Below are 24,020 nucleotides of genomic sequence, written 5' to 3'. Positions count from 1 at the left end.
TTATATAGCTGCATACCCTAACACAGCCTTTTTAACTTGAAGCCGATAAATAACACCAAAATGATAGGCTGATTCCGTCATTAGATTTATCAGAGTCATCAATAATAGCAGCGTAAAAAAGTGACGTTACGAAGAGGGAATAACATTGTTTCGCCAAAAGTGTTTTCATCTGTTGATTCTGCAAGGCAGGGAATATCTATGAGTGCCGCATCGAAAGAGACGGGAGAAGCTTCAAAAGGGTTTGCATCTATTGCAGCACGCTTCAAAGCATCCCCAAAAATCCCATTAATGATTGCTGGCGCCGCAGCGATTGCCGTCGTTGTCGCCCTACTTCTTTGGCTACGCAGTCCGGATTATCGTGTATTGTTAAGTAATCTCAGCGCAAAAGATGGCGGTGATATTGTCAGCCAATTAACCCAAATGAACGTACCGTATCAAATTGCGGATAACGGCAGTGCAATTTTAGTACCCGCCGAAAAAGTTCATGAACTTCGTCTGAAATTGGCACAATCAGGATTACCTAAAGGTGGCAATACAGGCTTTGAACTATTAGATAAAGAGCAGTTTGGGATTAGCCAATTTAGTGAGCAAGTTAACTATCAACGTGCATTAGAAGGTGAATTATCGCGCACGATTGAATCACTCAGTCCTGTTCAAAATGCACGAGTGCATTTAGCTATCCCCAAACCGACATTATTTGTCCGTGAACAGAAACTCCCCACCGCTTCGGTGACCGTCGGCTTATTGCCCGGACGCATGCTAGACGAAGGACAAATCACGGCAATTGTCCATATGGTATCAAGCAGTGTCTCTGGCCTAACGGCGGCTAACGTGACCATCGTTGATCAAACGGGTCGCTTGCTCACAAATAATGATAATAGCCAACAATCTGCCAACAATGCGCAAATTAAAATGACCAAAGAGATGGAATCCCATCTGAAACAACGCATTGAAGACATCATTTCGCCTTTAGTGGGGCGCGCTAATGTGCATGCCCAAGTCACGGCACAAATGGATTTTTCGAAGGTTGAACAAACCTCTGAAGAGTATAAGCCTAATCAAACGCCAAATAGCGCAGCCGTACGCTCTCGCCAAAATAGCCAAAGCTCGCAAAACAATACCAGTGGTGTAGGTGGTGTGCCAGGTGCGCTATCTAATCAGCCACCAAGTGCGCCAAGTGCCCCTATTTCTACCGATAATAAAGGTGCAAATTCGGCACAAAATAGCCCTTCTAATAATGGCTCTAGCCTTTCACAAAGTGATGAAACCACAAACTACGAAGTCGATCGCAAAATTAGCCATACCCAACGTCAAATTGGCGTTATCGACAGACTATCCGTAGCTGTGATCATCAACTATTTACCGCAAGATGGTGAAGATGGCACACAACAGATGAAACCATTATCACCAGAAATGATGCAGCAAATTGAGTCGTTAACCCGTGAAGCGATGGGCTATTCCAGCACACGCGGCGATTCACTGAGTATCACTAACTCATTGTTTACCAACGATACTGTCGTTGAAGAACAACCATCCATGCTTGAAAACCCTCAATTTATCGCTCAAGTGTTGGATTACGGCAAAATCATCTTGATAGCCATCATTGCTTGGTTGATGTGGCGTTTCGGCGTCAAACCACAATGGGTGAAATATCGTCAAACTCAACAAGCCCAATCGGCGGCAGAAGTGTTTGTGGCGGCTCAGCCTAAAACCCCTCTCGTGGTCGATGAAGAAATTAATGAAGATATGGACGAACAAACCCGTCGTCGCTTAACTCGCCAACGTGTGAGTGCAGAGATCCAAAGTCAGCGTATTCGTGAAATGGCTGAAAAAGATCCACAAGTCGTGGCAATGGTTATCCGTCAGTGGTTAGGAAAAGCACAATAATGTTAAGTGGAACCGAAAAAAGTGCCGTGATGCTAATGACTCTCGGCGAAGATCAGGCCGCTGAGGTCTTTAAGCATTTGAACCCAAAAGAAGTGCAGCAATTAAGTATGGCTGTTTCAAACATGCGCCAAATCTCTAACAATGAGTTAGCAGAAGTGCTCACTGAGTTTGAAGAATCGGCGATTCAATTTGCGGCATTAAATATCAATACCAATGATTATCTCCGTTCGGTACTGGTTAAAGCGCTGGGTGAAGAGCGCGCAGCTAGCCTACTTGAAGATATTTTCGATAAGCAAGAGAGCACATCAGGTATTGAAAGTCTTAACTATATGGAGCCACAAACTGTGGCCGATATTATTCGTGATGAGCATCCACAAATTATCGCAACCATATTAGTTCACCTTAAGCGTAACCTTGCGGCCGATGTTTTAGAGCTGTTCGAAGAGCGTCAACGCAATGACATTATGTTGCGTATCGCAACCTTTGGTGGTGTGCAACCTGCTGCTTTAGCAGAGCTGACGGAAGTCCTCAATAATCTGCTTGATGGACAAAATCTCAAACGCAGCAAAATGGGTGGCGTAAGAACAGCGGCTGAAATTATTAACTTAATGAAAAATCAGCAAGAAGAAAGCGTTATCAACGCAATGCGCGATTACGATGGTGAATTGGCACAACGCATTATTGATGAAATGTTCCTATTTGAAAACCTTATCGAAGTCGACAATCGCAGTATTCAACGCATCCTACAAGAGATCTCCAACGACTCTCTGGTTATTGCGCTCAAAGGCTGCAATCAAGCTCTACGCGACCACTTCCTCAACAATATGGCTGTTCGTGCGGCTGAAATTGTGCGCGATGATTTGGAATCCCGTTCACCAGTACGCATGTCTCAAGTGGAAAACGAGCAGAAAGCTATTCTTATGGTTGTCCGTCGCCTAGCAGAAAAAGGCGAGATCACCATCGGTGGTGGAGACGATGTCTATGTCTAAATCCCCGATTAATCCAGAAGCATGGCAACCTTGGCAGTTGCGCGAACTGAATCAATGGGATCTCAACGCCTCCGGTGTCTCTTCACCGGAGGAACTCCCTGAGCCAACCAAACCAGCAGTACCGTGTCTTGAACCCCAAGAGGTACTCGAACAAATTAATATTCTTGATAACTTAAAAGAAGAAGCTCAACGAACAGGTTTCCAACAAGGTTATGAGCTAGGTAAAAAAGAAGGCTATCAAGCTGGTTTTGAGCAAGGCCAACGCGAAGGTGCAGAGCAAGGCCGCCAGCAAGCACTGGCTCAAGAGCAACCAATTATTGATACATGGCAAAAGCTGCTATCTGAATTTCATTATTCATTAGATAGTTTCGATACGGTGATCACCACTAAGCTTTTACAAATTGCTTTAACTGCCGCAAAACAAGTGCTCGGTCAATCCACCATTTGTGATGGCACGGCCTTGCTGGAAGAGATCAGCCATTTGTTACAGCAAAAACCGCTGTTTTCTGGGCAACCTGAACTACACGTTAACCCAGCTCACACAGCATTGATCGAGCAACATTTAGGCTCGCTGCTGAATTTGAATGGCTGGCGCTTAGTTGGCGATCCGAAGCTGCATCTTGGTGGTTGTCGTGTCGTCGCTGAAGATGGCGAAATCGATATGACAGTGGCAACACGCTGGCAAGAGCTATGCCGCCTCTACGCACCGGAGACACTCTCATGACCGTACGAATGAGTCGCTGGATTGCTGCACTTGAAGGTTTTGAATCCCGAATGAAAGGGATCCCAATGATACGCCGCTATGGACGACTGACAAAAATAACCGGGTTAGTCATGGAGGCAGAAGGGATCAAGATGCCATTAGGCGCCACCTGCTTTGTCGAACGAGCCATTAACGATCGCCATGACGAAGTAGTTTGTGAAGTTGTCGGTTTTAATGGCCCACGCATGCTATTGATGCCACTTGCTGACCTAGAAGGTATTGCGCCGGGCGCGCGCGTCTATGCACAAACTAACGGTGATGATGGACAAACCAGTCGTTTGTTGCCATTAGGGGATGAACTATTAGGACGCATTCTTGATGCGCAAGGTACACCGCTCGATGGAAAAGGCCCATTAGACGCCAAGCAACGGGCGCCATTGATCACGCCTCCTATTAACCCATTAGAACGCACGCCTATCCATAGTGTTTTGGATGTGGGCGTACGCGCCATTAACGCCTTACTGACCGTTGGGCGAGGCCAACGCATGGGGCTATTTGCAGGTTCAGGGGTCGGAAAAAGTGTTTTACTCGGCATGATGGCGCGTTTCACTCAGGCGGACATTATTGTGGTTGGCTTGATTGGTGAGCGTGGTCGTGAGGTCAAAGATTTTATCGAAAATATTTTAGGGGCCGAGGGCTTAAAACGTGCCGTTGTGGTTGCGGCACCTGCCGATGTCTCGCCACTATTACGTATGCAAGGGGCTTCTTATGCGACACGGATTGCCGAGTACTTCCGTGACCTAGGAAAAAACGTATTGCTGATCATGGATTCCCTCACCCGTTACAGTATGGCTCAACGAGAAATTGCCTTAGCCATCGGTGAACCTCCTGCAACAAAAGGTTATCCACCTTCTGTTTTTGCCAAATTACCTGCATTAGTCGAACGGGCAGGTAACGGCAAAAATGGTGGCTCTATTACCGCTTTTTATACCGTATTAACCGAAGGGGATGACCAACAGGATCCTATCGCAGATTCTGCCCGCGCCATTCTCGATGGGCATATCGTGCTATCAAGATCACTGGCGGAATCAGGCCACTATCCGGCTATCGATATTGAGGCATCAATCAGCCGAGCGATGACAGAGTTAATTGATAAACAACATTATCGCCAAATCCAACGCTTCAAGCAGCTCACCTCCAGTTATCAACGCAACCGCGATCTGATTAATGTGGGTGCGTATGCAACAGGCAGTGATCCGCTGTTAGATATGGCAATCCAATATTACCCCCGTATGTCGAAGTTTTTACAACAAGACATTGATGAGCGCTGCGATTATCAAAGTGCTTGCGAACAATTGGTGCATGCTGTTCCAAATGAGTAATGAGGGTTAAATGAGTAAAAACAATGCGTTAGATACATTATTGAGTTTAGCCGTTGAGGCCTCTGAAGAAGCCGCAAAGGTGTTGGCCCAAGTTCGACAAACGCAGGTACAAATGACTCAACAACTCAATATGTTAGAGAACTATCAGGCTGAATATCGACAAAAATTAAACCAAACACTGCACAGTGGGATAGATGCTGATAAATGGCAAAACTACCAGCAGTTTTTAGTCACATTAGAACTCACCATTGAGCAACAGCAGCAACAGCTTTCATTATGGGAGCAACGTGTTAACGAAGCTAACCGCCATTGGCAAGAAAAACAGCAACGCGTCAATGCATTCGACACTTTAATTCAACGTGCTGAGCAAACTAAAAACCAACGTTTAAACCGCCTAGAGCAAAAGCAGATGGATGAATATGCTCAGCGCGCAATGTTACGGAGAAATCAATAAATGGACGTCAATAATACAGGCTCTCCAGCCATTACGGCAACAAATGGCGCTAAAAACGGCCATACGCAGCCAAATCAATCACGTGCTGATGATAATCAAGAGGCGGTGGTGCCTTTTCAAGCCGCGTTGGAAAGCCAGCAACCCACGCCACAAAAAGCGTCTACGTCTGAACCAACGATGGACAAGCAGGCTAATCAAAAGCCTACAAGTGCTGATGAGCGTTTAACAACCAAAGGCCATGAGCCATCCACGGGAAAAGAAAAGGAACAAGCAGAGCAGGCAATTGAGCAACTAAATTATAGCCGCCACTTACGCAACGGTAGCGAGCAACCTGCTTTACAATCGCAATTATTGGCGCAATCAGACGCTGTTGAGCAAGTGTGGTTAGCTAACCTGAAAAATGCCGTTGATCAGCAAACCCTGTCGTCAGCAACAACAAAATTTGCTGATGGTCAGCGAGCGGCTTTAGTGCCATTTGCCCAAAAAACTCAACCTTTAAATGACTCGTTGGTGGCGATGGCAACAATGGATGAGCCAACTGACCTAAGTGCTCAAATGCAATTAGCCGGCGAAGAAGAATCGCCATCATTAGGGGCTTTCATTAAAAATGAGCGAGAGCCGCGTAAAGATCAACCACTTTTCTCACTCAATGAAGGCCGCGAGAGCTTAACCAAAAACTTATCCTCAGACTTTATGCCATTAAATAAAAAACTGGCGGATAAAGAGGCACCAAGCTCCATCGTACCTACCTTTGCGACGGCAGATAACGGCGCCCTAATTAAAGGGGCATTTACCCCGACAACGGGCAGTGATGCCATTCAAATGGCACCTTCATCACCCACTCAAACGGTCAGCTTAACGCCGCTGCCTAACAGTTCTCAAATAGTTTCGACGAATGTGCCCGTTATCCCCATGCAGCCGGGAGTACCATTAGGCAGTGAAGCCTGGCAACAGCAATTGAACCAACATATGCTGTTTTTCTCACGCCAAGGGGTCTCACATGCACAAATTCGCTTACATCCGGAAGAGCTTGGCTCGTTAAATGTTCACCTACGCATTGAAGATAACCAAGCCGTTATGCATTTTGTGTCGCCTCACAGTCAAGTACGTGCCGCGATGGAAACCATGATGCCAATCTTACGTAATGCGTTACAAGAAAGTGGCATCCATTTGGCTCAAGGCTCGGTTGGGCAAGATAACTTTAGTGGTCAATCGAATGCGGATACGCACTCAGAGCAAGGTCACGAAAAAAATCTGTATGGCGGACAAACGCTTAGCAGCGTGACAAGTACTGAGATGGCGGCAGTGTCACCGACGACTTCCACCATTCGCACACGAGGTGGGATCGATACATTCGCTTAATTTTTAAACGAGAGGTGGTGATTTCGTAATTAAAGCGCCGAGTTACCCCCTTTTTGTTTCGTTTTTCCCCCCTTTAGTCTGGCTCAATCAAGCCATAATGCTAAAGATAACAAAGTAAAAAACCCCGAGGTGGGTTTGGTCTTCATAAATAGGAATTTTGCTAACATGTCGTCTTCAAGCAATACATCTAAGAATTCAAACAAAGGGTTGCTCGTGCTGTTCGCCCTTCTCGCCATTGCCGGTGCGGGTTTTGGTGGTTATACATGGTGGACAACGCAACAGACGGCAAATTCAGTTAATGAGGAAGAGAAATCACCTAAGCTATCCCAACCTATTTTTATGGATTTAGAACCTTTTACCGTCAACCTTCCGGGACTGAACGAATCCCCCGATCGGGTTCTGTATATCAATATCACGTTACGATTAGCAAATGAGAAATCACGCAAGCAACTGCATGATTTTCTACCTGAAGTCCGTAGCCGTTTGTTGTTATTGCTATCAGAGCAGAAGCCGAAAGCACTCAGTACTCATGACGGTAAATTGCAATTAATGCAAGCCATTAAAAAAACTTTGTCTCCAACTGTGATCCCCGGCGAAAACGATCAGGAGATCACCGACGTGTTATTTACGACATTTATTTTGCGGTAATTCAGATGAGCGATAATATTTTATCTCAGGCTGAAATCGATGCGTTGCTCAATGATGACGCACCATCGTCAAATGAATCAGCGACACAACCTAAAGACAAAGAGCAGGTTCGCCCTTACGACCCGAATACCCAACGTCGTGTTATTCGGGAGCGGATGCAATCACTCGAAATTATTAACGAGCGGTTTGCACGCCAATTCCGTATGGGGTTGTTTAATATGTTACGCCGTAGCCCTGACATTACTGTTGGTGGCATAAAAATCGAGCCTTATCATGAATTTGCTCGTAACTTACCTGTTCCTACAAACTTGAACCTTATTCATATGCCACCGTTACGCGGCACGGCATTATTCACATTCGAACCTGCGCTGGTGTATATCGCGGTCGATAACTTATTTGGTGGCGATGGACGTTTTCCTGTTCGCTCAGAAGGCAAGGAATTTACCAATACCGAGCAGCGCATTATTCATCGTATGCTGAAATTGGCATTAAGCGCTTACCGTGATGCTTGGAGGCCTATCGCTGATATTGATGTGGAATATGTTCGTTCCGAAATGCAGGTGAAGTTTACCAATATTACGACATCGCCTAATGACATCGTGGTCACGACACCTTTCTTAGTCGAGATAGGAAATACCATTGGTGAATTCAGTATCTGTATCCCTATTGCCATGATTGAACCGTTACGTGAACGGTTGATTAACCCACCTGTGGAGCAAGGGCATCAAGAAAATGAAGCTTGGGTGAGTAATTTAGTCACCCAAGTCAAGCGCTCAGAGTTAGAGCTAGTCGCAAATTTTGTCGATATTCCACTGCGGATATCTCGCTTACTGCAATTGCAAAAAGGGGATGTTATCCCTATTGAGAAGCCAGATCGCCTCATCGTTAGTGTTGATGGCGTGCCTGTGTTGACCAGTCAATACGGAACCCAAAATGGCCAATATGCATTGCGTGTAGAACATTTGATTAACCCTGTTTTAAACACTCTAGATGAGGAAAGTACCAATGAGTGAGGCGAAGAATTCTCCTGATGCATCAACCAATCACGACAGTGAGGACTTATGGGCTGAGGCACTGGAGCAACAAAAGAAAGCGGAATCCGCCTCTGCCGGTGCACAGGCGTTTGCAAATCTTGATGGGCAAAATGCACTCAATCAGCTTTCTGATATCAATCTTATTATGGATATCCCCGTTCGCCTCTCTGTCGAACTGGGGCGCACAAAAATGACGATTAAAAAGCTATTAAGTTTGTCACAAGGCTCTGTCGTTTCTCTCGATGGATTAGCCGGTGAGCCATTGGATATTCTTATTAATGGTTACTTAATTGCACAAGGTGAAGTTGTAGTCGTTTCTGATAATTACGGTATCCGTATCACGGACATCATTACACCTTCAGAGCGTATGCGCCGTTTAAGTCGTTAATAAGACAGCGGAGACTAGACTGAAATGAAAACAACACCTTTTATCAGCCAGACCGAACAACCTAGCAGCCAAATATCCCCTGCGATTAGCAATAGCGATAGTTTAGTGCAAGTTTCAGGGGCGTTAGGTGGCATCATTTTGTTGATATTGGCCGGTGCTTGGCTAGTGAAAAAACTTGGTTTTGCGCCTAGAAATTTAGGTAAACCCTCATTAATAAAAGTCAAATCGAGTTGCTCACTAGGCAATAAAGAGCGTGTTGTTGTGGTTGAAATGAATAACGAATGGCTGGTGCTTGGTGTCACGGCACAATCTGTTAATTTACTCCATCAATGCCCAGCTAAAAATGAAACTGCACTCACTTCAGTGACTGAGCCACTCACATTTCAGTCTATCCTAAAGAAAAAACAAGATGCCGCCAACCATGCGGCTTCAAATCTCTCTAATTATAACTAACTGGAAGCGCTCATGTTTTCTGTGAAATCCCCAGCAATGATCGCTTCGTTATTATTGATGCTACCTATGCAAGCTCTAGCATCATTACCGCCTGTAATCAGTCGAACATTACCCGATGGTGGGCAAAGTTGGTCGTTACCTGTCCAAACCTTACTTTTTCTAACATTGCTGGGTTTTATCCCTGCACTGTTATTGATGATGACAAGTTTTACGCGCATTATCATTGTGCTAGGTTTGCTGCGTAATGCGCTTGGAACCCCTTCTGCACCACCAAACCAAGTATTATTAGGCCTTGCGTTATTTCTCACATTTTTTGTGATGTCGCCTGTTGCCGACCAAGCCTATCGTGAAGCTTATCAGCCATTTAGTGAAGATAAAATCAGTTTAGAAACCGCTTTAGAACGCGGCACAGCCCCCTTTCGTACTTTTATGTTAGGGCAAACTCGAGAAAGTGATTTGGCTCTTTTTGCACGCATTGCCAAAGTCGGTGAGATCCAAGAGGCAAAAGATGTTCCAATGCGGATTTTAGTACCTGCATTTATCACTAGCGAACTAAAAACCGCATTCCAAATTGGTTTCACTATTTTCATTCCATTTCTGATCATTGACTTAGTGGTTGCCAGTGTCTTGATGGCGCTTGGGATGATGATGGTACCACCCGCCACTGTCTCTTTACCGTTCAAATTAATGCTTTTTGTTCTGGTTGATGGATGGCAATTATTACTCGGCTCTTTATCACAAAGTTTTTTTAATTAAGGGATCACAATGACACCCGAATCGGTTATGGCCCTGGGCACTGAAGCAATGAAAATTGCCTTAATGTTAGCGGCCCCACTATTGTTGGCGGCACTCGTTGCAGGGTTGACGATCAGTTTGTTGCAGGCTGCAACCCAAGTGAATGAGATGACGCTGTCATTTATCCCTAAAATTTTGTCGGTCATCGCGGTAATTATTATTGCAGGGCCTTGGATGCTCAACCTATTACTGGATTATATGCGTACGCTATTCAGTAATCTGCCCTTTATTATTGGCTAATCATGTTAACGATTACCAGTGAGACACTCACACTCTGGTTAAGCCAAGGTTTCTATCCTTTTATACGCCTTTTAGCGCTGTTTGGTACAGCGCCCTTTTTTAATGAAAAGCAATCCATTACTAAGGTACGAGTTATCTTAGCGTTTTTTATAATCTTAATAGTTTCTCCGCAACTTCCTGTCGTTAACATTCCCTTATTTTCAGCGATGGGGTTATGGGTCATCGTACAACAGATCGTGATTGGCGTGGCTATTGGACTGACCATGCAGATGGCATTTGCGGCTGTGCGCCATGCCGGTGAAGTGATTGGTTTACAGATGGGGTTATCTTTTGCAACGTTCTTCGACCCAACCGGTGGGCCAAATATGCCTATTTTGGGGCGTATTCTAAATTTAATTATGTTGCTGCTTTTTCTCTCATTTGATGGGCATTTATGGTTAATTTATATTCTTATTCACTCATTTGAATTGATCCCAATTCAAGTTTCCCCTCTTAGTCGAGATGGCTTTTGGTCATTGGCTCAATTTGCGAGTAGCATTTTTATTAATGGATTGATGTTGGCATTACCATTTATCACGCTGTTTCTGATACTTAACCTTGCTCTCGGTATTCTTAACCGAATGACTCCGCAGTTATCGGTGTTTGTGGTCGGTTTTCCACTGACTCTAACTATCGGTATTAGTATGCTTGGGTTAATTATTTCGATTCTTCCTCGTTACAGTGAACGACTGATTCATCAAGCTTTTGAGCAGCTATCCTTGATGTTTGGGTTACTTGGGGGGTAAATAAGTATTATCCCGTTTAAAAAACACTTTTTTATTTGAAATATAATTTTGATAAAACCTATCATATTTCCTTTTAATTCAGTCGATTTAATCTAATCAACTAATTAAGTATTTATCTAATAGCCCTATTATCACTATAAATGAGAATAAATACCCTGAGTTATAGTTCAGTTTTACTTTTAAAGAAAAACAGGTAATTACGCGTGGATTGATTTTTAGTTTACCAATGCAGCATTTAAAGAAAATTTTCATTTTTCACCCGTGATTATTGGTAGTAGCGTTTAAATTTAAGGTTAGCATAAACTCCGACATCGTCAACCAAATAAAAACAACAATAATATAGTTCAGGGAAAAATCATGTTCATCAAAACAAAAGGAAAGAAGTATAATCAGCCAGTTAACAAAACATAATTAAATAGCTGATTATACCGACCTTAATGCTGCCTATACGGCAGTAAACACTTGGAAAAAATACCAAGAATATAGTTCATTTCTAAGCTGTCTTATGACAGTTCAAGAGAACAGCAGTAAAGAACAAAGCACTTTCTAATTTCAATACTACTATCCACGTAAAACTGTAGCGCTTCAGGAATCAAAAAGAAAGGCCAGAATCAATTTAATAGCATCAATCTATCTATGTAGCAGTGAACTATATCAATTGTTTGCAATGCTCTAACTTTCTTTTCAAACCACCTATACAACAATATAGGTAGCCTACTGACTTGTAATCAAAAAAAGTGAAGCGACAGCGTCTCCTTTTCTCCGAGGTCAGTTATCGATGATGGATTTTTAGCCCATTAACTTAGCTAAGCCTGATTAGGTTGGGCTTCTTTTGACGGTGCAATCCAAAATATTCCTAGTCCATTGATTGGTGCTCTTATCAGGTACACGTTGTAATCTTTCGATACTACAGTGTGATTCAGAGGCTGAGTCGAAAAACGCTAATGGCGATATTGAGGTGTTTCGAGTTAATTCGAAAAAAGAGCTCCGCTTAAAAGGCGGAATTTTGCCCTATTCTATTTATGATCAGCTGTCCGAGGTTGACCAAGGGCTATCGTTGATAATAAACGCTTAGGCCGCACATTAGAATTGATAAAATTGGTTCAGGATAAATGGTAATACGCGTTCTCAAGGTGTTCCTCCGGATAATGGGCCATCTAACGGACGGAAAAGAAGCCTAAACGCATACTCAATCATGATGATATACTTGAAGCCTTAACTCAACTTCAAACTCGCACTGAGGAAATATTTGTTTTATTTCAGTAGGATGCTTATCTCAGAACTCAATTGATAATCGTTATCAAATTGGTCATAAAGATGAAGTCTAAGTGATTGGGGCTAACTAATATGGTTCTTTTCGTGAGCAAAGTGCCTCATATAAACCAGTTGTATTTACAAAGCCGATTGATAAATCCTCGCCTCTATTAGCGGTGACTTTGGACGAAAATAAAGAATTAGAAGCGACCTTTGTATTTTATAGAACAAGCCAAAATGGTCACCTTGAAAAATATTATAAAATCAAGTAGATGTTTCATTTTTCTAAGCTGCCTATGCGGCAGTGAACTGACTGGTCTTGCTAACACAATTGGTACTAATTTTCTAAGCTGCCTATGCGGCAGTGAACACGAAAGATGGCAGAGACTAACACACTCAATCTTTTCTAAGCTGCCTATGCGGCAGTGAACTATAGCGTATCAAATAAAAAATAAGTCACAACAAACAGTTAAAGCTATTTTTATCAAAATACCTTCTTTTTTACAGTCTGCTGCAACTTATTGTTTTTATGTTTAATTTTTAAAGAGCAAAAAAACAAGGGTAAAAAAGGTCAAAAATGTGGAACGGTGGCAACCTCTTCGCCTTTCCCCATAGACTGACTTAACCCATAACAATTAAACGTGCCTGCCTTTGCTTCCTTCGCAGCAACACACCGAATAAAGAGTGGAAATGGACGATGCCCATCGCCTTCTGTTTTAGACTTTGTTTGCTGACTTTCCATCCAAATAAAAGGTAAACGACTACGCGTTTGAGGCTCTTTTATTGCGCTTAAACAGACCTCAATAGGCTGCCCTGATTTTACTGAATACAATTGAGCTTTCTTATACCTATCCAGTTCAAGACGCTTTGCACCTTTTACATGTTGACGCACATAACTAATTGGCGTGGCATGCTCTGGCACCGCTTGAATCGACTTAATATGCACATAATCCGCTAGCCTCATTAGCCAGTGACTGATATTTAACTGAGTCAGCGTTTTTTCAGTCTTTGCGAGCAAACGCAATTTTTTTCCTAACCGGAAGCCAACACTTCCATATTCAGGAAATGCAACCGCAACTTCGCTATCACCGGCCTCAGACTTATTTTCTACCAACGCAATATGTATTTGCTGATAGACCTTTTGCCATAAAAAGTCCAACGGTATCGTCGAATCAGGCAGTAATGTGATCTCCTGATAATAGTCCATAGTTCACCTTATTTGTCACTTTCCCCAAAGACACCACCACGCACCAAGACCGCCATAACATAGTGTTCATCTTCGAGTCGTGCCAATTTTTCACCACGAGCCCATTTATCAAAATGCGTATAAAAGTCCTGTTTATCGCTAGGAGTTCGATATGCACGACCAAGGTTAGTCACGGCCCCATAAGGTTCAATAGCAATTGCCCCCGCACTATTAACTTCATCGTTATAATCAGGATACCAAGTATCGATAGAGCGTAGAGCATTGCCTATTTTTTGTGAATGCATCGCCGCATGACCGTTCACATGATAAAGGATCTTACTTTTATCACCTTTACCTTTATCCAATACCAACTCTTCACTAGGATAAACTTCCTGAGACTGCCCGAGTTGGGCATAGGTGGTAATTTCAAGAAGTAGTGCCCCTTCACTGTTTGCCAGTGCAGCAGCAATTTTAGCGCCTAACTCATTCACTTTATCATCTTGCTTTTCAAAACTACGAATGCTGTATTGTGTCGCATCAAATGTCCATTGCTGCTCTTGCCCTTTATTTAATACTTTCACTTCAACTTCAATTTTTTCAGCGCCCACGCGGTTGCGCCATAAGAAGCGTGCATTAGCAATATTATGCGCATAACGGCGACCAAGCTCACGGAAACCTTCCCTAGCAATATATTCTTTTGCCGCTTTAGTATAACTTTCTTTAAAAGAGGCATTATTACAAGCAGATGGCGTCTCTACACCCCCCAAAATTTTGAGTGTAAATTGATGCTTTAACGTATCTTGTTGAGTGCCTAATGCACAAGCATCAACTGTTTGTAAGTTGGCTTTTTCTACTTCAGCGTTCAATTTTAATGGGTCGTTTTTAACTGGACCTTTTAAACGATTTGAAATGGTACCTCGGACTGACTTTTCTTGTAGCACGAGCGGTGTACATTGTGATTTATGATCCCAACTCGTACCATAAAAATAACCATCTGAAGGAACTAATTTTTTTTCAAATGCCAGTACTGATGCTACATCATTATTCTTCGCCATTGTTACTCTCCGCTCGTAAAATATTTTGATTCAACTTGTTGGCATAAATAGAGACTATTTTCTAAGTTATTACTGTATTTCCATAATATTTCATTGGGATGGCCTATCTTATTGACCATGACAAATTGACCAAGCGTCACAAGACTTTCCGCAAACCGATGGGGAACGTTTGGGTCTCGTTGATTTTTAGCCTGACCTAATGGGGAAATACCTTGGTAACCTGTCGCTATTGGTACAATCCAGCCCGCTGTTTTACGCTGAACTTTCCACTCATAGTGTTTGTTTTTTGATTCATTTTGACTGTCTACTTCAACGCATTGATTATGGACAGTCACATAGTCTAAAAGCGCATCCATGGCATCTTGACCATCTTCCATTGCAGATACCATTAAGTCTCTACGCTCAATCAAAGCGTAGCCGGGCATTAAACTATTGAATAAGCTACGTCTATATTTCCCCATATCATCATTGGCAGGCAAATAATGCATCTGAGGCAGATCCACAGACAAAATATCGCCACCAGCCAGTTTCATCATTGGGATTAGCTCATAAATCCGGTCAACGATTGATTTATCCGTTAACACATTACCGTACTCATCATTTCTATCTGAAAATTCAATCAGTAATGAAACGTCTAAATGACACCGGGCTTCTTCAATAAACGCTGAACGGTTACCCTCTTTATCGAGTGGGTTACCCGTACCGACGATTGAACTTACAAAATCACTAGGACCTTTATACGTTTGTAAATTACATTCGTGGCTGATAACCGCGATTGACTCGAGTTGTAATTCTAAAAAGCCTATCTTTCTTAATTTAAGCTCTAGCGCATGCATAAACCCTAGCCATGCTGTCATGGCAGGAAAACCGATAGTGAATGGACTTGATAGTGCATTAGCATTATGTACTTTCAGATGTGAGAGCTTTATTAGATTCATTGAATTGTTCATCTCAATAATTCCTTATATCTCGCAACAACATCAACAATGGCATTAAATTCATCGTTACCTAAAAATAATGCTTTTTTGCCATTAACTACCTTATAGCCTGCAATAAATTGACGAGCAATTTCTGGAATTAATATTTCGAGCCAGTCATCCGTATTATCTCGTTGTTCTTGATTATCTGGAAATAACCATGTTTTTTGATAGTTGGAAATCTTATTTGGTAATGTGATATTTTCCGGTTCCAAAGCACGGCGAACTTTCCACATCATGACGATAATATAATCCACATATTCTTGAATTCGGTTATCTCGGTATTCAATAAAGCGGTTACCTCGTTTATCTTTCGGTAAATTAATTAATCCATGGAAAGCTTGAAATGTTTCCTTGGTGTGCCATGGATTTATCGCGTCAGTAAAAAAATTCGTTTTTGGTAAACGTGTTTCTCGAATATTCAACACTGGGGGCAAAGAAAGCAATAAATGGGCTTTCCCTGCATTTTGATTATTTAAAACTGAAATATTTTGTGGTTTAGTGCCACCAAAACCAATGGTTGTGAGCCCATAAATCTCTTTAAAACCTACCTCGCTATATTCCCCTTTACGTTTTAGATCACGTAATGTCTTAGTCTGTTCAGAAAAACGAATATCATCAATGCGGCGGCGCATTTCAAACAACAATCCTGAAGGGGTTAAAATAGACAATAAGTGATAGTCTTCGTCATCAAACCACACCGGAAAATAGACTTGTTTGATTTTTGAACTCGTCACCACCGAATCATCCGTTGCGCTCATTGCCAAAAAACCATTTCTTATCTCTTGATAAGACTCGTTATTCAGAGTTAATAACGTTTTTGCAAGTTGCGTTTCCGCTTCAATATGCGCTAATAACGTTGCCCCATCTTGCATCTGTAATGTAAGAAATTTATAGACATCTAATGCCGCTGCATTACCTAATGCATCAGGCTCTACAGCAACATTGCTTGAGCGTAAAAAGCCATCATTCGCTTGCTTTGCATTAGCGATAATTGCACTAACATAGCCATTTTTATTTTTACGTGCGCTAGGATGGCTAAAGGTACACGGGTGAGTCGAAAGCGATATTTGCCCTGCTCGTTTTGCCGCATTCGGTAACCATTGCGATAAAGCAAAAGTATCTTCACACTGTTGCTCTATTTGATGCACTTCTGCTTCACTCATAGAAGCTTTTAGATTCTTTTTAAGCCAGCCTTCTTTGCGCTCAGCAAAAAAGGCTTCTATTGCTGGATCTAACATATTTTGGCCCTTGTGACTTAACTTATCTATTAATCTAGCTTATACACAGATAGCTCCCCACTTATCTCAAGCTATATCCTATTTCCCCATCTGATAAACATCACGTTCAAAAATAAGTAGAAATACTCCTTTTTTGCTAAGTGATGCAAACTACCTTTTTATTGGGTATACCCCCATCTGGTCATCATAACGATATCCATCATGTACATTTAAACATTTTAAAAACGTTATCTCGCCATAAAACCGTGAAAGTGAAGTGATTTGCTCTGCTTCCTCTGTCTGGGATTCGAGAGATTTCGCATAATCCCGAACTAACCAAAGCCTCTTTTTCATTGACTCAGGGAACTCTATGAAATGAATTCCATTCTGAGCCCCCACATTAACCCAACCATTTTCGCGATGATATTCACTAAATTGCATTTCCCCTCTTGGTAAGATTTCCAACACCAATCGAAAAGAAGGGGCGCCGCTACGAAAAGATGCTATCTGTTGAGATATTGCTGTCATCCACCAATTACCATGGGTATAACCCCAAATATGAGATGCTGCATTACTGGGTATTGTTTGATGATTTGAACGTCGAGTGGTTCTTCTTGATGATGTTGCTGAATTTTCTGCCCGTTTAGGCGGGAAAATATGCTCAATTTTAAATGTATACTTTATCGCTGCATGCTCTAAACAGGCCAAATTAGTGTGTTTTTTACTTTCATAATTTGCTTGCTTTTGTATTCGAGGGATCGCATCAACTGATTTGTTCAATTGTTGTTCATCAACCAGTTCGTAAAGATCATGAGTCGATAACCCTAAATTAATATATCTATTTTCATAGCCGGGTCGAGAAAATGGATTATCATTGCCTTCTTCAAACCCTTTTAAGTTGTATTGTAATAACGCCATATTAGGTTGTGCCACTTCCCCTTCTCGATGACGACGAACACGCCCAGCGATTTGAATAATAGAACGCCAGGATGAAGGCTCTACCACCGCCCAATCAAAATCATGATCGCGCCCTACTTCTTCTACTGGTGTAGCAACTAGAATAAATATCAGATGCTTAGCTTTCCCCTCTGCACTGACTTGTGCGAGATGTTGGCGAATGATCGCATCATTTAGCGCATCAGGTTCTTCTCCTGATTTTTCCTTACGTTTTAAAACACTATCTAAATGTTGTTCCTGTTCATGCCGTAGCAATAGAACTTGCTGGCTATGGTAAGCCATAGTGCGGATCTCAACCTCATCAGGGCACTCACACTCAAGTAAGAAACGCGTTAGATCAATACAAGGTAAAATATTGGCAACACGGATTACGCCAAATGAAACTTGGATACCCGTGCGTTTATCAAGAAAAGCATGGTAATGATGTTGGGTTAATACAGCATTGAGGATGTGATTAAAATAACATTGCTGACTCTCTTGCGTATTATCCTTTGGTGTAGGAACTATTAATGCCTTACGGCGTGCAGGTTGCTGCCCTAACACTTTGGCTCTTTTATCAATAAACTTGCCATGGTACTGCTGATAAAAGTAAGGGGTATTTTCATCATTAGCCACAAGCGTAGCAGCTAGCGTTGAAGATTTACATTTCTCTTTTACGGGGTCATATTCCCCCTCATCAATCCACATACAACCAATCTCTAAAGACTGTTGACGGCTTTTTGCATGAGCATGCCACCCAGATTGATAAGCATGAAAGTAAGCCAAAGCAGTATCTGGGGTTATTGTAGCGGAAGAGATCATCACTTTACGCCCAAGTAACCCAACCATATGGATCAGACGCGCGATGGCTGCCGAGTCAGCCTCAATAAAGTCATCGACCTCATCAATCACAAGATCTGAAGACATTAAACGTAAACAAGGCAGAATATAACGACCGCCACGAATGGTTTCAGTAGCCCCTATAATATGGTCGATAGTACAAGCTAATACAGGAGCATAGAGTAAAGCCCTATCTTTCTCCCTTGTCAGTACGGTGGATAATACTTCTTCTGGCAGAATACCTGACCATTTATTCTCATCCCATCTGAGCATTTCTTCATTTTCATCAAATAACATTTCTTGTGATTCAGAGCCAGTTTGGTGAGGCTTCAAATCATTTGATTCGCTATTAGTCTGATGTGAAGAGGTATCATTCGAGGCTTCTGATGCATTTTCATTCTCTTTTGCATTCTGATGCAGTTGAGCCACCGCTTTAGAGCCAATTAAAACCGCAAGATCCCTTTCGCCTAGCCCAATCTTGTTTTGATCTTTATACTCATCCCCTGTTTGTAACGTTAATGTGCGTAACCCTAACGCTAAAATATAACGTAGACTCTGCTTATCTTCAGATAATGCTTGCATGATTTTGGCATTAGCCCGCGTTTTACCGCAGCCAGTACTCGCCATATTGACAATAAAATAACCTTTAATGTCATCATTACGCTCTTTGCGGTATTGATAAATTGAATTAACCGCATCTTCTTGCCAACTAAATTTCCCTGTGCTGTTTTTATCATATGCAAGCTTTGGAACATCACTAGCAAACGGCGGTTCACTTTCAAAATAAGGTAATGTTTCTGCAATATCTCGAGCAGTTTCAGCGACCTTGACGAGATGTTCATAAAGTTTCTGTTTAAATGTAACTTGCGGAATATTGTTAATATTGCGGATTTTGTGTGTGTTGGCATAAAGTGCAATATCACTGTGCCATTGTGGGTCATTCCCTTGAGATGAGTAATTATGATCTCCTAGCATTAAGCAAAGGCGAGCATAGTGAGCGATAACTCGCCAACTCCCATCTGCCATTGCTTGTTGGAACAAAGGGAGTTGATTTTTTAAATCAGTTGCCGCTTGTTGAACGGCTTGGACCCACGCTTTGGAGTTACTCAATAAGCCATTAGGGAATTCAAAACACATCTTGATGCGTTGTTGAAATTGAGCATCGTCATTCCCGTTTCTATAGCCCCAACTTTGTTTTATCTTAGCCAATAATTGAGTATGCAAATTAATGGCTTTGTCCTGCCAATTACAAAGCTCTTGCTCATCTAAGAAAGGTAACTTATGGTGAGTTAAAATTAGCCAAGTCAACAACGCTGCCGCATCGGGTAATTCAGCGAGTGGATTTGATGCTAAACAATTATCGTTTACGCATTGCTGTAGCTGTGATTCATCCCATTCTTGGTGAATGAGCGCATCAAGCCATTTTTCCTCACTCCCTTCCGCTGAATGGATTTTAACCAATGAACTAAACAATATTGAGGACACCCACTCATGCCGAACAGGGTCACCTTTAAAAGGCATTTTAACGGCTGGATTCAGTTTATCTTGAAATAAGCGGGATGCTTTCCCCCAGTCATGGAATAAGGCTGCTAACCTAGCAACAGCGGCAATTAAAGAGAGATATTTCCAATCATTTTCAAACTCGCTGCCTAAAAATGATTTTTCAGTACGGTTCACCGGAACATGCCCCTGTGAATTAAATTTATTGCGATTCCCGACGACCCATAAGAGTTGAGAGCGTGATCGAGAGCGTATCCAATGACAGCTTACAGCAGTATTGCGACTGGCGCTTTGCCTCAGCATTTTTTTGACTGTTTGTAAGCCGTCTTCAGTGATGAGGGTTTGCCATGTGTTATCACCAATACGGTTAGCAAATGCATCCAATACACGTCGTGTTCTTTTTAGTGCATGTTTTTCACATTGCGAAACAAAAGTGACCATCATAATTTAGGCTCCTGAATTTGTTGCTCTGAGCCGGTTTGTAACGCAATCGTTTTAACGGTATCAAAAAGAAAGTCTAAGGCGTGATTATCGATGAAAGATTGTAAGATTTGCTGGCGGAACTCTTGCTCTGAGGCTCCCTCTTTAGCGCAAATAAAGGGCCAAGGGAGAACGATGGCATCTTTAATTAAATCTGCGACATCAAATACCAGCGCGCCGCGTCGGGTTTTGCCATGCATAACCGCAAAACCGTGAGGGATCCCGAGTACCCATAAGCAACTCGCTGCGAAACCATATGCCAAATAATTACCGTGGTTTAAAAAGGCATTCGCTTTATCCATGGCTTGATGTTGACGTGTGAAATTTTTTTGCCCCGTGTTATTTGCTGCATATTTATAAAGTGCCTTCGTTAATTGGGCTTCTGTGAGTAATAGCGTCTGAGGGTCATCCGCCGCCTCAGTTCGTGTATGAAAGGTTTCTAAGGCATTTTGGATCAACGTATCATTATAAATAAACCCTTCATTCTGCAATTCTCGGGAGCTTTGCCAAGTCTTCTGTAAATAGCTGATGCGAGATCGTTGTAACGTTTTAGCGGCAGCTAAACGCTTTTTATCATCGAACCAAAAACGCATCCAACCTTGCAAATATTCGGTTGGCCGATATTCACTTTGTGGTGTTAACCATTCTACTTCCGTTGACATATATAAAGGTGTGCCACCGCCACCACAAAAACCAACCAGTACCCCAGCCTGTGAAAGCATTCTCATCGCAGCTTGAGTAATAGAGGTGCCAGTGCCTAATAGCAAAACTGTTGTATTCGCAATGGGAATATTGAAATAGAGGTTTTCATTTTTCGCTTCGGTGAAGTAGAGAACTCGACCATCTTTTTGCATAACGCGGCAATGCTCTAAATAGTACATATTAGCGCGCTTGGAATGAAGGATAGTTTTTAAATCAGCGGGAGAAAAGTCATCCATGTTGAATTAGCCTTCCATTGACTTGGTTAAATCATATGACTATTTAAATACAGTTTAACTTAAGTGTTGTCTATAGCTATTCATTGTTTGTAAAGAGTACATGGTGATTTTGGGAAGCTGATCGCAAAGCGTTTTATCAAAAATAACTTATTGCTTGTTTTAGCGTTATATCATTGTACGAACGATGATGACTATCAGGCGATGGGGATTCAGTTAAGCCGAAGTATTGATAATGCAAATGTCAGTCCAATCATCTTTTTTACGGGTAAAAATCAACGGTTGTTAGGTGATGTTTCGATGCTAAAACCGCTTGAGGAAAAGGTGAGCTGACGTTCGTTCTATCTATTATTTTATCCGATTCATGTATAACGGATAGAATCATAGTATTACGAACCTACAACTATAATACTTTCAATATCAATGCCGCTCATTTTCTGGAAGAAAATAAATAACATAAGGCTCCGCCCTCTGGCTATTTTCTTCGGCTGAACGCTCATCAGGAGAAAAACAAAAGCCTACCGCCCTCGTTTGACTCGGTTGGTCAAATCGTTTCTTGCCACAAAACAAGTTTGTGCCTTTTAGCGACTTCGCATCGTTTTACCTGTTAGTTTGCATGATGTTAAAAGCGTACTCAGAATCCCGCAAAACCGTTCTAAACTTTCAACGTATATTTGGATGTTTTATAGGGTGAACTGAAGTTTTAGAGGCTAACTTCATATTTTATCGAACAAGTCAGAATGGCTAGCTTGAAAGCATTATGGGGTAAAACTTACAGGAGTATCATTGGTTGATATCTCAGACATATTTCCGGATTCAATAAAAGATAATGACTCTATATGCCATATCAACGAATTCAAATGAAATATGAGTCGATATCACGACGCCATTTAATAGCGAATACATCAAAAGATATATATATTACTTACACATATCTTTTGATATCACATACTCTGTTGGTGCAAATATAGAGCTTTTATAACACTCAGTATAACCTTTTGATGTTAAATTAAATTTGATTTCAAAAGAAAAGAATAAACTAACAAAAACGCCAATTATAACTATACCAGCTAAATAGTTAGCCGCTTTTATAATTTTTTTTGTTGGCTTTTTTTTAAACGCCAAAATAAATCCAAAATATGAAAAATATAAGACTATTGGTGCTCCAAAGCCAAATAGTCCCGTTAAAAATGAAAATAATATTCTATCTTTCATTAAAAAGTAATCAAGATAATGAGATACTGATACATACACCCCGTATAATGCCAATAAAAACAATATAATAGAAGATATTAAAAACTTTATGTCCGGATTAGAAACCACGACTACATAACCCCCAAGTAGTGAACATTTGTTGTGGATGCCCTAATGGTACAGGTTTATTTGGCCTTTTAGATTTCAAAGCGTTAATAATTGATTCACTGATACCAAATTCATCATCCAGTTTATATAAAGCATATGAAATCAATGCACCTGTTACAATACCTCCTGTCACTGCCGTTGTTATTTAAGCAGCGATAGCGAATTTTGTCATATCCATGATTACTGTCCACTCCCCATTAATTGAGACACATCAATTTAGAGTTTTCTAACTGTTTACGATATACCTCTGGAGGGAGGTGATTTAAGCTTTCGTGCGTTCGATTTTGGTTATAATATTATTGCCAAAACCACACCATTTCACGTAGTTGGCTTAATGACTCAAATAAATATGCATTTAGAAATTCACGGCGGAATGAGCCATTAAAACGTTCGATAAAGCCATTTTGTTGTGGCTTACCGGGTTGAATATGACATAGCTCAATTCGATTATTTGCACAATAATTCAATAGCGTCGCTGAAATCAGTTCAGGGCCATTATCGACTCGGAGCTGTTTCGATAACCCTCTTTCTGCTTTTAAACCTTCAAGCACCCTGATGACGCGCTCAGCCGATAATAAAGTATCAACCTCAATCGCTAAACATTCACGCGTTCCTTCGTCAATAATATTGAGTGTTCTGAAACGGTTACCACAAGATAAACTATCATGCATAAAATCCAATGCCCAATGAATATTCGGTGTTTTCTCAATTATTAGTGGTCTTTTTTCACGTACTGGTAGCACTTTTTTAATTCGACGTTTTAGATTTAATCCTAATCGACAATAAACGCGATAAACTCGTTTATGATTAAAAGGATAGCTTTGAAAGCTCAGTCGGAAATGGTATTTACAGAAACCTGATTGAGGTGATTTCACTAAAATCGCTTGTATGGCATCAATCACCACACTGTCTTTTTTATGCCAATCTAACGGCTGACGATAAAAAGTAGCTCGTGACAATGATGTCAGCTTGCACGCTTTAATGACTGAGCGCAGGACTTTTTCTCAGCCACTATCAACCCTTTTTTGTAAAGAGTTCCTTCATTGCATGATTTTCAAGGCTGACTTCTGCAAACATTTTTTGAGTTTTGTACTTTCTTCTTCAAGCTCTTTTAATCGTTTAGCTTCATTAGTTTCCATGCCGCCATACTTTGTC

20 protein-coding genes and 2 pseudogenes are annotated in these 24,020 nt (G+C 41.6%); 14 read left to right on the top strand and 8 right to left on the bottom strand.

The features are described from left to right. Nucleotides 1-198 precede the first annotated feature (198 nt). The 14 genes and pseudogenes from fliF to PSE69_RS06900 all read left to right on the top strand — a co-directional run. A complete protein-coding gene (gene fliF / locus PSE69_RS06970) occupies nt 199-1,887 on the top strand; it encodes a flagellar basal-body MS-ring/collar protein FliF (protein WP_004918690.1) in 1,689 nt (562 codons plus the stop codon). Next, nucleotides 1,884-2,876 carry a flagellar motor switch protein FliG gene (gene fliG / locus PSE69_RS06965; protein ID WP_036944176.1) on the top strand — a complete coding sequence of 331 codons (993 nt, stop codon included), beginning with the start codon at nt 1,884-1,886 and terminating at the stop codon, nt 2,874-2,876. Before fliF ends, fliG begins: the two co-directional genes overlap by 4 nt. Beyond that, nucleotides 2,869-3,600, top strand: a complete 732-nt coding sequence (gene fliH, locus PSE69_RS06960) for a flagellar assembly protein FliH (RefSeq protein ID WP_004918683.1) — start codon at nt 2,869-2,871, stop codon at nt 3,598-3,600. The genes fliG and fliH overlap by 8 nt, the downstream gene beginning before the upstream one ends. Next, on the top strand, nt 3,597-4,961 hold the full coding sequence (gene fliI, locus PSE69_RS06955; RefSeq protein WP_004918680.1) for a flagellar protein export ATPase FliI: 1,365 nt from the start codon (nt 3,597-3,599) through the stop codon (nt 4,959-4,961). Before fliH ends, fliI begins: the two co-directional genes overlap by 4 nt. Before the next feature lie 10 nt (nt 4,962-4,971). Further along, on the top strand, nt 4,972-5,415 hold the full coding sequence (fliJ, locus tag PSE69_RS06950; protein WP_121874875.1) for a flagellar export protein FliJ: 444 nt from the start codon (nt 4,972-4,974) through the stop codon (nt 5,413-5,415). Continuing rightward, complete coding sequence (locus tag PSE69_RS06945; RefSeq protein WP_121874876.1) at nt 5,416-6,777, top strand: flagellar hook-length control protein FliK; 1,362 nt, start codon at nt 5,416-5,418, stop codon at nt 6,775-6,777. Between the two features lie 165 nt (nt 6,778-6,942). Next, the gene (gene fliL, locus PSE69_RS06940) at nt 6,943-7,425 is read left to right on the top strand and encodes a flagellar basal body-associated protein FliL (protein ID WP_004918672.1); all 483 of its coding nucleotides are present in this window, start codon (nt 6,943-6,945) and stop codon (nt 7,423-7,425) included. Between the two features lie 5 nt (nt 7,426-7,430). Beyond that, entirely contained in the window at nt 7,431-8,438 is a 1,008-nt protein-coding gene (gene fliM, locus PSE69_RS06935; protein ID WP_004918669.1) for a flagellar motor switch protein FliM, read from the top strand. Further along, nucleotides 8,431-8,847, top strand: coding sequence for a flagellar motor switch protein FliN (gene fliN, locus PSE69_RS06930; RefSeq protein ID WP_004918665.1), 417 nt, complete (start codon nt 8,431-8,433; stop codon nt 8,845-8,847). Before fliM ends, fliN begins: the two co-directional genes overlap by 8 nt. A 24-nt stretch (nt 8,848-8,871) precedes the next feature. Further along, nucleotides 8,872-9,300: a flagellar biosynthetic protein FliO gene (gene fliO, locus PSE69_RS06925; RefSeq protein ID WP_004918662.1), complete on the top strand. Its 429-nt coding sequence runs from the start codon at nt 8,872-8,874 to the stop codon at nt 9,298-9,300. A gap of 12 nt (nt 9,301-9,312) precedes the next feature. Then, nucleotides 9,313-10,056 (top strand): flagellar type III secretion system pore protein FliP, encoded by a 744-nt coding sequence (gene fliP, locus PSE69_RS06920; protein ID WP_014658072.1) that lies wholly within the window; start codon nt 9,313-9,315, stop codon nt 10,054-10,056. Nucleotides 10,057-10,065: 9 nt separating this feature from the next. Further along, entirely contained in the window at nt 10,066-10,335 is a 270-nt protein-coding gene (gene fliQ / locus PSE69_RS06915) for a flagellar biosynthesis protein FliQ (RefSeq protein WP_004918656.1), read from the top strand. Between the two features lie 2 nt (nt 10,336-10,337). After that, a complete protein-coding gene (fliR, locus tag PSE69_RS06910) occupies nt 10,338-11,120 on the top strand; it encodes a flagellar biosynthetic protein FliR (protein WP_004918654.1) in 783 nt (260 codons plus the stop codon). A 1,370-nt stretch (nt 11,121-12,490) separates the two neighbouring features. Beyond that, nucleotides 12,491-12,646, top strand: a pseudogene (locus tag PSE69_RS06900) (type VI secretion system tube protein Hcp); the annotation flags it as partial. 299 nt (nt 12,647-12,945) lie between these two features. Here PSE69_RS06900 and cas6f read toward each other — a convergent pair. The 8 genes and pseudogenes from cas6f to PSE69_RS06860 all read right to left on the bottom strand — a co-directional run. Beyond that, complete coding sequence (gene cas6f / locus PSE69_RS06895) at nt 12,946-13,581, bottom strand: type I-F CRISPR-associated endoribonuclease Cas6/Csy4 (protein ID WP_004918644.1); 636 nt, start codon at nt 13,579-13,581, stop codon at nt 12,946-12,948. Nucleotides 13,582-13,589: 8 nt separating this feature from the next. Next, nucleotides 13,590-14,615, bottom strand: a complete 1,026-nt coding sequence (csy3, locus tag PSE69_RS06890; protein WP_004918643.1) for a type I-F CRISPR-associated protein Csy3 — start codon at nt 14,613-14,615, stop codon at nt 13,590-13,592. Nucleotides 14,616-14,617: 2 nt separating this feature from the next. Then, nucleotides 14,618-15,565 (bottom strand): type I-F CRISPR-associated protein Csy2, encoded by a 948-nt coding sequence (gene csy2, locus PSE69_RS06885; RefSeq protein WP_014658070.1) that lies wholly within the window; start codon nt 15,563-15,565, stop codon nt 14,618-14,620. After that, on the bottom strand, nt 15,562-16,833 hold the full coding sequence (locus PSE69_RS06880; protein ID WP_272675192.1) for a type I-F CRISPR-associated protein Csy1: 1,272 nt from the start codon (nt 16,831-16,833) through the stop codon (nt 15,562-15,564). Before PSE69_RS06880 ends, csy2 begins: the two co-directional genes overlap by 4 nt. Nucleotides 16,834-16,983: 150 nt before the next feature. Continuing rightward, on the bottom strand, nt 16,984-20,532 hold the full coding sequence (gene cas3f, locus PSE69_RS06875) for a type I-F CRISPR-associated helicase Cas3f (protein ID WP_272675191.1): 3,549 nt from the start codon (nt 20,530-20,532) through the stop codon (nt 16,984-16,986). Beyond that, nucleotides 20,529-21,506, bottom strand: a complete 978-nt coding sequence (cas1f, locus tag PSE69_RS06870; protein ID WP_272675190.1) for a type I-F CRISPR-associated endonuclease Cas1f — start codon at nt 21,504-21,506, stop codon at nt 20,529-20,531. Before cas1f ends, cas3f begins: the two co-directional genes overlap by 4 nt. Before the next feature lie 918 nt (nt 21,507-22,424). After that, complete coding sequence (locus PSE69_RS06865; protein WP_259465994.1) at nt 22,425-22,826, bottom strand: DUF1240 domain-containing protein; 402 nt, start codon at nt 22,824-22,826, stop codon at nt 22,425-22,427. A gap of 236 nt (nt 22,827-23,062) precedes the next feature. After that, nucleotides 23,063-24,019, bottom strand: a pseudogene (locus PSE69_RS06860) (IS3 family transposase); the annotation flags it as partial. Between the last annotated feature and the right edge of the window lies 1 nt (nt 24,020).

It is taken from the genome of Providencia sp. PROV122, from assembly GCF_028482365.1.
Taxonomy (GTDB): domain Bacteria; phylum Pseudomonadota; class Gammaproteobacteria; order Enterobacterales; family Enterobacteriaceae; genus Providencia; species Providencia stuartii.
The sequence above is the reverse complement of the archived record's forward strand: the minus strand, read 5'-3'. Positions and strand labels throughout refer to the sequence as shown.

Excerpts from the sequence above, each read along its gene's own strand:
- fliN (WP_004918665.1), top strand. The coding sequence starts at position 8,431 with ATGAGTGAGGCGAAGAATTCTCCTGATGCATCAACCAATCACGACAGT.
- fliM (WP_004918669.1), top strand. The coding sequence starts at position 7,431 with ATGAGCGATAATATTTTATCTCAGGCTGAAATCGATGCGTTGCTCAAT.
- PSE69_RS06945 (WP_121874876.1), top strand. The coding sequence starts at position 5,416 with ATGGACGTCAATAATACAGGCTCTCCAGCCATTACGGCAACAAATGGC.
- fliO (WP_004918662.1), top strand. The coding sequence starts at position 8,872 with ATGAAAACAACACCTTTTATCAGCCAGACCGAACAACCTAGCAGCCAA.
- fliI (WP_004918680.1), top strand. The coding sequence starts at position 3,597 with ATGACCGTACGAATGAGTCGCTGGATTGCTGCACTTGAAGGTTTTGAA.
- fliH (WP_004918683.1), top strand. The coding sequence starts at position 2,869 with ATGTCTAAATCCCCGATTAATCCAGAAGCATGGCAACCTTGGCAGTTG.
- fliL (WP_004918672.1), top strand. The coding sequence starts at position 6,943 with ATGTCGTCTTCAAGCAATACATCTAAGAATTCAAACAAAGGGTTGCTC.
- cas6f (WP_004918644.1), bottom strand. The coding sequence starts at position 13,581 with ATGGACTATTATCAGGAGATCACATTACTGCCTGATTCGACGATACCG.
- fliP (WP_014658072.1), top strand. The coding sequence starts at position 9,313 with ATGTTTTCTGTGAAATCCCCAGCAATGATCGCTTCGTTATTATTGATG.
- fliQ (WP_004918656.1), top strand. The coding sequence starts at position 10,066 with ATGACACCCGAATCGGTTATGGCCCTGGGCACTGAAGCAATGAAAATT.
- csy2 (WP_014658070.1), bottom strand. The coding sequence starts at position 15,565 with ATGAACAATTCAATGAATCTAATAAAGCTCTCACATCTGAAAGTACAT.
- fliR (WP_004918654.1), top strand. The coding sequence starts at position 10,338 with ATGTTAACGATTACCAGTGAGACACTCACACTCTGGTTAAGCCAAGGT.
- PSE69_RS06880 (WP_272675192.1), bottom strand. The coding sequence starts at position 16,833 with ATGTTAGATCCAGCAATAGAAGCCTTTTTTGCTGAGCGCAAAGAAGGC.
- csy3 (WP_004918643.1), bottom strand. The coding sequence starts at position 14,615 with ATGGCGAAGAATAATGATGTAGCATCAGTACTGGCATTTGAAAAAAAA.
- fliJ (WP_121874875.1), top strand. The coding sequence starts at position 4,972 with ATGAGTAAAAACAATGCGTTAGATACATTATTGAGTTTAGCCGTTGAG.
- cas3f (WP_272675191.1), bottom strand. The coding sequence starts at position 20,532 with ATGATGGTCACTTTTGTTTCGCAATGTGAAAAACATGCACTAAAAAGA.
- fliF (WP_004918690.1), top strand. The coding sequence starts at position 199 with ATGAGTGCCGCATCGAAAGAGACGGGAGAAGCTTCAAAAGGGTTTGCA.
- cas1f (WP_272675190.1), bottom strand. The coding sequence starts at position 21,506 with ATGGATGACTTTTCTCCCGCTGATTTAAAAACTATCCTTCATTCCAAG.